General features: G+C 71.2%; 10 protein-coding genes. 4 read left to right on the plus strand and 6 right to left on the minus strand.

The features are described from left to right. Nucleotides 1-73 precede the first annotated feature (73 nt). Nucleotides 74-559, minus strand: coding sequence for an AAA family ATPase (locus ACWGH4_RS23290; RefSeq protein WP_453464021.1), 486 nt, complete (start codon nt 557-559; stop codon nt 74-76). Nucleotides 560-715: 156 nt separating this feature from the next. Beyond that, on the minus strand, nt 716-907 hold the full coding sequence (locus tag ACWGH4_RS23295) for a DUF2795 domain-containing protein (protein WP_364601445.1): 192 nt from the start codon (nt 905-907) through the stop codon (nt 716-718). Between the two features lie 255 nt (nt 908-1,162). On the opposite strand from ACWGH4_RS23295, the gene ACWGH4_RS23300 reads away from it, so the two are divergent. Beyond that, complete coding sequence (locus tag ACWGH4_RS23300; protein ID WP_453464042.1) at nt 1,163-2,389, plus strand: PP2C family protein-serine/threonine phosphatase; 1,227 nt, start codon at nt 1,163-1,165, stop codon at nt 2,387-2,389. A gap of 99 nt (nt 2,390-2,488) precedes the next feature. On the opposite strand, the gene ACWGH4_RS23305 is transcribed toward ACWGH4_RS23300, so the two are convergent. Further along, on the minus strand, nt 2,489-2,713 hold the full coding sequence (locus tag ACWGH4_RS23305) for a hypothetical protein (protein ID WP_453464024.1): 225 nt from the start codon (nt 2,711-2,713) through the stop codon (nt 2,489-2,491). 259 nt (nt 2,714-2,972) lie between these two features. Here ACWGH4_RS23305 and ACWGH4_RS23310 point away from each other — a divergent pair, with 259 nt between their 5' ends. After that, a complete protein-coding gene (locus ACWGH4_RS23310; RefSeq protein WP_453464045.1) occupies nt 2,973-4,289 on the plus strand; it encodes an SGNH/GDSL hydrolase family protein in 1,317 nt (438 codons plus the stop codon). 105 nt (nt 4,290-4,394) lie between these two features. After that, nucleotides 4,395-6,050 carry a GMC oxidoreductase gene (locus ACWGH4_RS23315; protein WP_453464027.1) on the plus strand — a complete coding sequence of 552 codons (1,656 nt, stop codon included), beginning with the start codon at nt 4,395-4,397 and terminating at the stop codon, nt 6,048-6,050. Nucleotides 6,051-6,087: 37 nt separating this feature from the next. On the opposite strand, the gene ACWGH4_RS23320 is transcribed toward ACWGH4_RS23315, so the two are convergent. From ACWGH4_RS23320 to ACWGH4_RS23330, 3 genes are all read right to left on the minus strand, one after another. Continuing rightward, nucleotides 6,088-6,567 carry a carboxymuconolactone decarboxylase family protein gene (locus ACWGH4_RS23320; RefSeq protein WP_453464030.1) on the minus strand — a complete coding sequence of 160 codons (480 nt, stop codon included), beginning with the start codon at nt 6,565-6,567 and terminating at the stop codon, nt 6,088-6,090. Then, nucleotides 6,567-7,643: an NAD(P)H-dependent amine dehydrogenase family protein gene (locus ACWGH4_RS23325; protein WP_453464033.1), complete on the minus strand. Its 1,077-nt coding sequence runs from the start codon at nt 7,641-7,643 to the stop codon at nt 6,567-6,569. The genes ACWGH4_RS23320 and ACWGH4_RS23325 overlap by 1 nt, the downstream gene beginning before the upstream one ends. A gap of 129 nt (nt 7,644-7,772) precedes the next feature. Further along, nucleotides 7,773-8,624 (minus strand): EamA family transporter, encoded by an 852-nt coding sequence (locus tag ACWGH4_RS23330; RefSeq protein ID WP_453464036.1) that lies wholly within the window; start codon nt 8,622-8,624, stop codon nt 7,773-7,775. Nucleotides 8,625-8,843: 219 nt separating this feature from the next. On the opposite strand from ACWGH4_RS23330, the gene ACWGH4_RS23335 reads away from it, so the two are divergent. Further along, nucleotides 8,844-9,674: an SDR family NAD(P)-dependent oxidoreductase gene (locus ACWGH4_RS23335; protein ID WP_453464039.1), complete on the plus strand. Its 831-nt coding sequence runs from the start codon at nt 8,844-8,846 to the stop codon at nt 9,672-9,674. Nucleotides 9,675-9,851: the final 177 nt, after the last annotated feature.

Below are 9,851 nucleotides of genomic sequence, written 5' to 3' on the forward strand. Positions count from 1 at the left end.
ACCCTGGACGGCTGACGCCCAGGTTGCGGACCCGCCGCCGTGGGGCGTCAGCCGTCCATTGGCGACCGGCCTGTCAGTCCGGCGTCCCGACCCGCCGCGTCACGAAGCCGCCCTCCCCGTCGAACCGCACCTCCACCACGGCGTCGAAGCCGTCCGCGGTCGTCGGCTCGCGCAGGCGGCCGCGCGTGGCGTGGATGCCGACGTCGGGTACCCGCGCCCGGCCCTCACGCGCCGCGTTGCGTCGCAGGGACCCGGTGACGTCCGGGGGGAACCAGTAGGCCGTGACCCGGACACCGTGCGCACGGGCCGCACGGATGAGCGGGGTCCACTCCTCGGGCGAGGGGTTGGTGTTGTCGACGGCCACCGGGCTCCCGGACACGAGGAGGTCCTCGATGAGCCGCATCTGCCGTTGCTGCTTGCGCCGGGCCGAGCGCGGCAAGAGGTCCTTGCTCACCAGCGCGAAGCGTTCGGCGAGGCGCTCCCGGTAGAAGGTCGACTTCCCCGACGCCTGCAGGCCGACGAGGACCGCCATCTCCGGTCGTGCGCTGTTGGTGTCCACTTCGTCGAGCCTCTCACCGACGCCGGACGGACGTCCGGATGCCCGGCGAACCGTGCTCGTGGCGGGCCGCGCCGTTACGCATTGTTGCGGCCGCGCACCGCCCGGTGGGGACGGTGCGCGGCCGCGGTGCGGGACTGCCGCCGGGGAACGGTGGCCTCAGGACTCCTTGCTGACCTCCTTGCTCACGGCGGCCGGCGAGTCGTACCTCTTGCTCGGCAGGGAGTCGAGGGCGGACATGATGTCCTTGCCCGCTCCGTGCTTGCTCGCCTGGTCGACGATCTCTTCCTTCGACGCGGGGTAGTTCACGCCGCCGAGGGCCTTCTGCATTTCGATGGGGTTCACGTCCATGCGCCGATGGATACCCCTGGCTGTCGAAGGCGGACACCGGATCCCACCCGAGTCACCCCAATGGAGCGCGGTCCGCCGCTCCGGCGACTCGGAGGGGGCGACCGTGGGCGGATCGACGGCCGTGCCTCGCCTCTGCCGCCAGGGATCGGTGTGGGACCGTGGAAGGACCAGGCACGGGGCCGGGCTTCGGTTCCCGACGGCTCATGGAAGTGGGTGCGTGGTGACGTGAGCGACCGGGACGCGGACGTGCGGCGCATGCTGGTGGGGTTGCTCGCCGACAGCCATGTGATGTCCTTCGACGACCTGCCCGAGCTGGTTTCCCGGCACGCGGCCACCGCCGGTCTCACCGATGTCCTGATCTACCTGGGCGATCTCCAGCGCGACGTGCTGCGGCTGTTCCCGGCGGAGAGCCGGTCGCCCGAGGGGAAGCACCCGGCGGAGGTGCCCATCGAGGGCTCGGTGGCCGGGCGGGCCTACCAGTACGGCAGTATCACGGCCGGCGCGACCGGCACGGACGCCGCACATGGCTGGTGGATCCCGTTGCTCGACGGCACCGAGCGCCTCGGGGTGCTGCACATCGCCGCGCCGGCCGACGACGAGAGCGCCCAGGAAACCATGCTGGCGCTGGCCTCGCTGGTGGCGATGATGGTGGTCAGCTGCCGGGTCACGAGCGACTCCTACGCCCGTCTCAGCCGCAGCAGAGCGATGAACGTGGCCGCGGAGATGCAGTGGCAGCTGATGCCGCCGCGCACCTACGCGGACGGCCGGGTCACGATCGGAGCCGTGATGGAGCCCGCCTACCAGGTCAGCGGTGACGCCTACGACTACGCAGCCGCGGGGAACGTCGTCCACCTGTCCGTCTTCGACGCCATGGGGCACGACACAGCGGCCGGTCTGACCGCGAACCTCGCCGTGGGCGCCTGCCGTAACCGCCGCCGCCAGGGAGCCGGCCTCGCCGAACTGGGGGATTCCATCGAGAAGGTGATCCTCGAACAGTTCGGGCACAACCGCTACGTCACGGGGATCCTCGCCGATCTCGACACCACCACCGGCGTCCTCACCTGGACGAGCAGGGGACATCATCCCCCGGTCGTCATCCGGGGCGGACGCTGGAGCAGCCTGCTGGACTGCCCTCCCTCCCACCCCATGGGCAGCGACCTGGGCCTGCCGACCACGGTGTGCAGGGAGCATCTGCAGCCGGGCGACCGCATCGTGCTCTACACCGACGGCATCACGGAAGCACGCACGGCGACCGGTGTGGAGTTCGGACTCGCCGCCTTCGTCGACTCCCTGATCCGCCACCACGCCGACGGCCTGCCGGTTCCGGAAACCCTGCGCCGGCTGATGCGCGCGCTCCGGCAGCACCCCCGCGACCGGCTCCAGGACGACGCCACGATCCTGCTGTGCGAATGGCTCGGCCCGGAGAGACTCTCCACCGCGAGTACCGCCCCGGTGGCCGGAGTGCCCCTGCCGGACCAATGAGCACCGACGGGGCGGCTCACCGGGCGGTGGACGGGCGGCTCGATCGGGGCGGTACGACGTGAGGGGGCCGGCGGGACGGCCGCGACACCGTGCGTCCCGTCAAGAGCTCTCTTCGTCGTCCTTCTGTACCCCCTCCAGGGATTCCCCGCTGCCCGTACCACGGGAGTTGTAACCCTCCGTAGCGCTCGCTGTCCCAGGAACCGTGCGCTCCTGCGGCTGCTGCTCGCGTCCCGAGTGGGCTCCCGGGCCGCGGTCGGCCTCCCTGCGTTCCCTGTCCTGGTGGCGTTCCCGGTCGTTCTGCAGAGACTTCTCGGTTCCGGCCATGGACGCTGCACTCCCTTCCCGTTCCGGACGGAGAGCCGTTCCTGCTTCTGACACGTGTGTTCGGTGTACCCCATTGACGAAGACGCATGTCCGGGCCGGTGGCAGGGAGGGTGGGAGGCCGGGGCGAGCATCAGTCGGACGCGGGGCCCTTGATGCCCGACACCCGTCTGATGCCCGGGCGCCGGACCCGCTGGCAGGGTTTCCCGGGTCACCGGACGGACCGGTGCTCCCCAGAGAGGTCCCGCGACCCATGAAGCGAATGTCACCCGCACTCGGCACGGCGGCGGCCGGGATGGTCGCCGCTGTCGTCACCGCGACGTCGTCGCTGACCGGGGCCGTGCACCCGCAGCCGGGCGGGGCCCCCGCCCGTCCCGCCGCGAGCGAGCACCACCCGGCCGGGCAGTGGCTGCACACCTGGGTGTCGATGCCGCAGCTGACGGAGCCGGGCAACATGCCACCCGCGCCGTTCACCCGGCCCGGCCTGGTGCTGGCCGACAGCACCGTGCGCCAGACCGTGCACGTGTCGACCGGCGGGCAGCGGCTTCGGCTGCGGTTCTCCAACGCCTTCGGCGGCACGGCACTGCCCATCACCGCCGCCGCCGTGGCCATTCCCGTCGACGGACGGGCAGGCGTCAGCGGCATCCGACCGGGATCGTCGCGACCGGTGACCTTCGAAGGGCGCTCCTCCGTCACCGTCCCGCTGGGGGCGCAGGCGGTCTCCGACCCGCTCGACTTCGATCTGAAGCCCGGTTCCAACCTCACCGTGACGCTCTATCTGGCCGACGGGCAGGCGTCGGAGTCCATCACCTCGCACCCCGGCTCCCGGACCACCACGTATCTGAAGGCCGGCGATCACGCACAGGAAGCGGAGCTGCCCGGGGCGACCGGTACGGACCACTGGTACTTCCTCAGCGGTGTCGAGGTGTGGTCGCCCCGCGCCGCCGGAGCCGCCGTGGTGCTCGGCGACTCGCTGACCGACGGCCGCGGGTCCACCACCAACCTGAACAACCGCTGGCCGGACCTGCTGCTGCGGCGACTTCAGTCCCGGCGCGGCACGGCGGACACCGCGATCCTCAATCAGGCGGCGGGCGGCAACCGGGTGCTCAACGACGGTCTCGGGCCCAACGCCCTGGCACGGCTGGATCGTGACGTCCTGGCGTCCAGCGGTGTGGAGTGGCTGGTGGTCTTCGAGGGGGTGAACGACATCGGCACGGCCGCAGCCACCCCTGCCGCGCAGAAGGAGGTCGTGGACGATCTGACGGCGGCCTACGGCCAGATCGTCACCCGGGCGCACGCCCAGGGCATACGGGTGTACGGGGCGACGCTGACACCCTTCGGGGGCAATGCCGGCTACGACGACCCCGACGGCCGCCGCGAAGCTTCCCGGCAGGCGGTGAACGACTGGATCCGTACCAGCGGACGGTTCGACGGAGTGATCGACTTCGACAAGGTGGCGCGCGATCCGGACAGGCCCCGGCAGTTGTTCCCGGCCTTCGACGTCGGTGACCACCTGCATCTGAACCCGACGGGGTATCAGGCGCTGGCCGACGCCGTGCCCGCGTCCCTGTTCCGGTAGCCGCGTTGCCGCGGCACCGAGGAAGTTACCTTCAGGTATGCCGTGACTTCATGCATGCGCAGCAGTAGAACGTGTTCCCATTCACTCAAGAGTGAGGAACATCACATGAACGCTACGCCCTTATCGGGCCCTGGTGATAGAGGACCGTCGCGCCGCCGGCTCATAGCAGGAACCGGTTCTATTCTGGGGGCCGCGATCCTCACGGGTCACGGCCCCGCGGCCGCCCGCGCGACCTCCGCCCTCGCCGCCCCGGCCGCCGCCCCGATCCCGGACGGGGCACACGTCTCCGCTCTGGTCATCGGCACCGGATACGGCGGCTCGGTCGCCGCCCTGCGGCTGGCGCGGGCGGGCGTCGACGTCCACATGATCGAGATGGGGATGTCCTGGGACACCCCGGGACCGGACGGCAGGATCTTCGCCAACACCACGAGGCCCGACCACCGTTCCTTCTGGCTGCGCACCAGGACCAAGCAGCCGCTCAGCGGCTTCCTCGGCTTCCCGCTCGACAAGGACGTCCCCCGGTACACGGGCGTCCTCGACGCGGAGGAGTTCGGCGGCATCACGGTCTACCAGGGCCGCGGTGTCGGCGGCGGCTCACTGGTGAACGGCGGCATGGCCGTGACGCCCCGGCGCGAGAACTTCCCGGCCGTCCTGCCGTCGGTGAACGCCGACGAGATGTACGACGTCTACTACCCGCGCGCCAACGCCGCGCTGGGCGTCGGCGTCGTCGACCAGGGCTGGTGGGAGTCCGCCGCCTGCTACCAGTACGCCCGGGTCGGGCGGAAGCACGCCGAGCGTTCCGGCTTCCCGTTCGTCCTGGTACCGGGCGTGTACGACTGGGACTACCTGGAGCAGGAGGCGGCGGGCACCGTTCCCGCGTCCGCGCTCGCGGGCGAGGTCCTCTTCGGCAACAACCACGGCAAGAAATCGCTGCCGAAGACCTACCTCGCCCGTGCCGCCGCGACGGGCAGGGTCTTCGTCTCGCCGCTGCACAAGGTCACCTCGGTCGCACCGGCCGGCGGTGGCGGCTACACGGTCGTCATGGAACAGCTGAACACCGGCGGCGACGTCACCGCGGTCAAGGCCGTCACAGCGGACAAGGTGTTCTTCGCGGCAGGCAGCGTCGGCACCGGCAAACTCCTCACCCGGCTGAAGGCCACCGGCGTACTGCCCGGCCTCAACGGCGAGATCGGAAAGGGCTGGGGCGACAACGGCAACGTCATGTGCGGCCGCGCCAACCACATGTGGGACGCGACCGGCAGACTCCAGGCCTCCATGCCCACCGCGGGCATCGACAACTGGCGGGCCGGCGGGGCGTTCGCCGAGGTCGCGCCCCTGCCCACCGGCATCGAGACGTACGCGTCCTTCTACCTGTCCATCACCAGGAACCCGCACCGCGCCGCTTTCTCCTGGGACGCGGCCGCCGGCAGGGTCGTCCTCGACTGGCAGACCGCATGGAAACAGCCCTCCATCGACGCCGCCAGGACGATCTTCGACAGGATCAACGCCAAGGAGGGGACGATCTACCGCACCGACCTATTCGGCGCGTACAAGATCTGGGGCGACCACCTCACCTACCACCCGCTGGGAGGCGCCGTACTGAACCGGGCGACGGACAACTACGGCCGCCTCCACGGCCATCCGGGGCTCTATGTCATCGACGGCTCGCTGATCCCCGGCAACACCAGCGTCAATCCGTTCGTCACCATCACGGCGCTCGCCGAACGCAACATCGAGAAGATCATCGCCACGGACCTGTGACGGCGACGGCCGGTGCGACCGGCCCGCCTCGGCCGGCTCAGTGACCGGGCAGGACGCACATGGTGTCCAGCCCCAGCACATGGTTGAGCCGGCCGAACGCCAGCCACGCGCCGATGCTCATGCTCAGCTCCACGATCTCGGTCTGGCTGTAGTGCGCCGTCATCCGGCTCCAGAACCCGTCGTCGAGGCCGTGGTGGTCGGTGGCGTACCGCTCCGCGTACTCGGCGGCCAGCCTCGTGCGGTCGTCGAAGGCGTCGGTGGTGCGCCAGTCGGTCACCGCGTCGGCGAAACCGTCCTCGACCGTGCGGCCGTCGCGTTCCGTCCGCCAGTCCAGGCAGAAGGAGCAGCCGTTGATCTGCGCGATCCGCAGCCGTGCGGCCTCGAACTCCCGCAGCCCGAGAGTGGTGTGGGCGTACACCGCCAGGGAGAAGCCGGAGGCGGCAGTGCCGATGCCGGGGACCATCTCTCCCCATACGTACTCGATCGCGTTCCTGCCCTCGGGGATGTCGATGTTCATCATCGTCTCCTTCCCAGTCTGCCGACCGCCGGGCGCAGCGGGACGTCCAGCGCGTCGTAGAGGCCCGGTGGCGCGTCCACGAGCCAGTCGACTGCGCTCACCAGCCGGCCCACCGCGGTGGCGTTGCCGCCCGCGGACCGGTTCTCGTCCTCGTCGGTCGCCTCGACCGTGACCTCGATACGCGGACGGCCCTCGATGATCACCCGGTGTGCGCCCGTGCCGTCGGGCGGCGCCGGCCAGCCGGGCGCGCAGGACGGGTGGATGCGGGTGATGTGCTCGACGACGATGCGGGGTTCGCCACCGACGATTCCCTGCACCTCGAAACGCACCGCGCCCTGGGTGCCCGCCCCGAACTCGCCCATCGTCCTGGTGCTCACGGCGGCGTCCAGCGGACAGCGTTCCAAGGTCTCGCGGATCTCGTCGAGTTCGACGCCGAGGGCCCTGGCCATCAGCCGTATCTGCCCGCCCCACACCATGGTGGGGACCGTCGGCGCGAGCATCGGCGGCGCGTAGTCCATCGGCATCCCCATGCCGATCAGATACCGGACCGAGTCGGGCTGGTCGTAGGTGGAGTAGTCGAAGATCTCCTGGCAGCGGATCGCGTCCACGGTGGTGCCGAGCCCGCTGATCAGCAGTGGCAGTACGTCGTTGCCCCAGCCGGGATCGACGCCGGAGACGAACAGTGAGCCGCCGCCCGCCTCGACGGCGGCCAGCACCGGGTCCCGTAACTCCGCGGGGGCGTTCAGCGGGTCGTAGAGGGCGTACATCGCCGGGGTGACGACGACGGCCCCGGCCCTGATCGCCCGGACGACGTCGGCGAGCGCCTCGTCGGGGCGGACGTCCCCCGTCGCCGCGTACACCACCGCCCGCGGACCGGCGGCCAGCACGGCTTCGACGTCGTCGGTCGCCGCGATCCCCAGCCGGTGTCCGAGTCCGCCCAGTTCACCCGCGTCACGGCCCACCTTGGCAGGGTTGTGGACGATGACGGCGGTGAGTGCCAGCGCCGGGTGGGCCGCGACGGCTCGGATCGCCGCACGGCCTGTGTTGCCCGTTCCCCAGACCACCGTGGAAATCATGGGCCGGAGGGTAACTCCGGGGCCTGAAGGTTCCTAGAGCCATGACGGCGGGCATTCGACCGGTCGCCCGGTCGTCTTCCGGCCGGCCATGTCCGACCGTGCGGCGTACGGCCCGGGAGGAAGCGACCGTCAGCCCAGAGCGAGGAGGACGACCGCGGCCGTCGCGCTCACGAGGCCGGTCACCTGCCATCGGGTGACTCTCTCGCCCAGCAGCGCAAGCCCGAGGACCGTGGGGACGGCCGGGTAGAGGGAGGCCAGGACGACGGCGACGGCCAGCATCTGCTGCTGCGCCGCCCAGAGGTAGAGGATCAGGCCGAGGGCCGCTCCCGCCCCGATCGTGAGCGCCTGCGCCTGGAGCCGCGCCGGTCGGCGGAAATCGGCAGCGTGCCGCCACGCGCTCGGTACGAGGAGGGCGACGGCGGCGAGCCGGCCGGCGGCGACGGGCCACAGACCGCTGACGGCGTCGGCCTGGGCGAGCCCGATGTACTGCACGGCCACCCCCAGGCTGGCGATCAGACCGTCCACCGCCCCGTGCCCGGTCCGCGTCGGCTCTCGGCCGTCCCGCGCGCCCCTGCCGCCACCGGCGACCAGCCACAGCGCCGGTACGGTGACGCAGATGCCCGCCCAAGCGGTGGCGGTCGGCCGGTCTCCCAGGAACAACACCCCGCACAGAACGGAAAGAGCCACACCCGTCACGGCACTCACCGGTACGACGACGCTCATCGACCCACGGCTCAGGCCCCGGTTGAGGAACAGCATGGCCGTTCCGCTGCCGGCACCGGACAGCGCGCCCCACAGCATGTCGCCCGACCGGACCGAGTCCGCGGGCATGACGAGCGCGGCGACGAGCGCCAGGAGCAGCCCGCCGACCTGACCGAGAAACGTGACCACGGCGAAATGGACCCGGCGCGACAGCAGACCGCCGGCGAAGTCGACGACGCCGTAACAGACTGCCGAAGCCAGCGCGAGAAGTGCACCCATTCGCTCACAGTGCCCCGCGGGGACGCCGTGATGTTGTTCCCGTGCCTCGGATGTACCACCGGCCGGTCGACGTCTCGCCCGCGGCAGGCCGTCCGGCGGCCCAGGGGCCGATCGGCAGGCGCCGCCCACACGGTCGCGACCGGGCCTGAGCCTGGTGGTGGTGACACCAGGCTCGGCACACACTCCCTGCCTCCTCGCCGGCCCGCCAGGATGACCGGCATGAACCGACCCACCACTCTGATCACCGGCGCGACCCAGGGGCTGGGGCGCGGGATCGCGCTCGACCTCGCGCGCCGCGGCGGCACCGTGCTGCTCCACGGCCGTGACCGGGTACGCCTCGACGCGGTGGCGGCCGAGGTGCGGACGACCGCACCCGGGACCACCGTGCGCACCTACCTCGCCGAACTGGCGGACCTCCGCCAGGTGCGGGCGATGGCCGAGCGGATCCTGGCCGAGGAACCTCGGCTCGACGCACTGGTGAACAACGCCGTCGCCGGCGGCGGCTCCGATCCGCTGCGGCGCGAACTGAGCGCCCAGGGCCACGAGTTGCGCTTCGCAGTCAACCATCTGGCGCCGTACGCCCTCGTCCGTGGCCTGCTGCCGCTGCTGACGTCCTCCGCGCCCGCCCGCGTGATCAACGTCGCCTCGATCGGACAGGAGCGCATCGACTTCGACGACATCATGCTGGAGCGGGGCTACGAGGGGCTGCGCGCCTACTGCCGCAGCAAGCTCGCGCTGATCATGGCCACCTTCGAGCTGGCCGGGGAACTCGCCGGCACGGGCGTCACCGTCAACGCCCTCCATCCGGCGCACCTGATGGACACCCAAGGGGTGCGGGATTACGGCCTCACGCCCGCCGTCGGCGTCGAGGAAGGCGTCAGGCCGACCGTACGGCTGGTCACCGACCCGGAGGTGGCCGGCGTGACGGGCCGCTACTTCGACCGCTTCACCGACTCCCGCGCCCACGAACAGGCTTACGACGCCGACGCCCGCAAGCGCCTCATGGAGCTGACGCACCGCCTCGTCGGGGAGACGCACAGCGTGCGTTGAGAGCCCACCGGCGCCGAGGGCGGGCGACCCCGGACCCGATGGGTGTCGTGTTCACGTAATTCTGGGGAACCGGCCACCACGGCGGCGGCAGCGTGACACCGGCCCACTGAAGACTTCCTGGCGGTTCGTACCGAACAGCCAAGGAGGACCTTGTGGGCGTACGTCCCGTATCCCGGC

It is taken from the genome of Streptomyces sp. NPDC054847 (assembly GCF_053610925.1).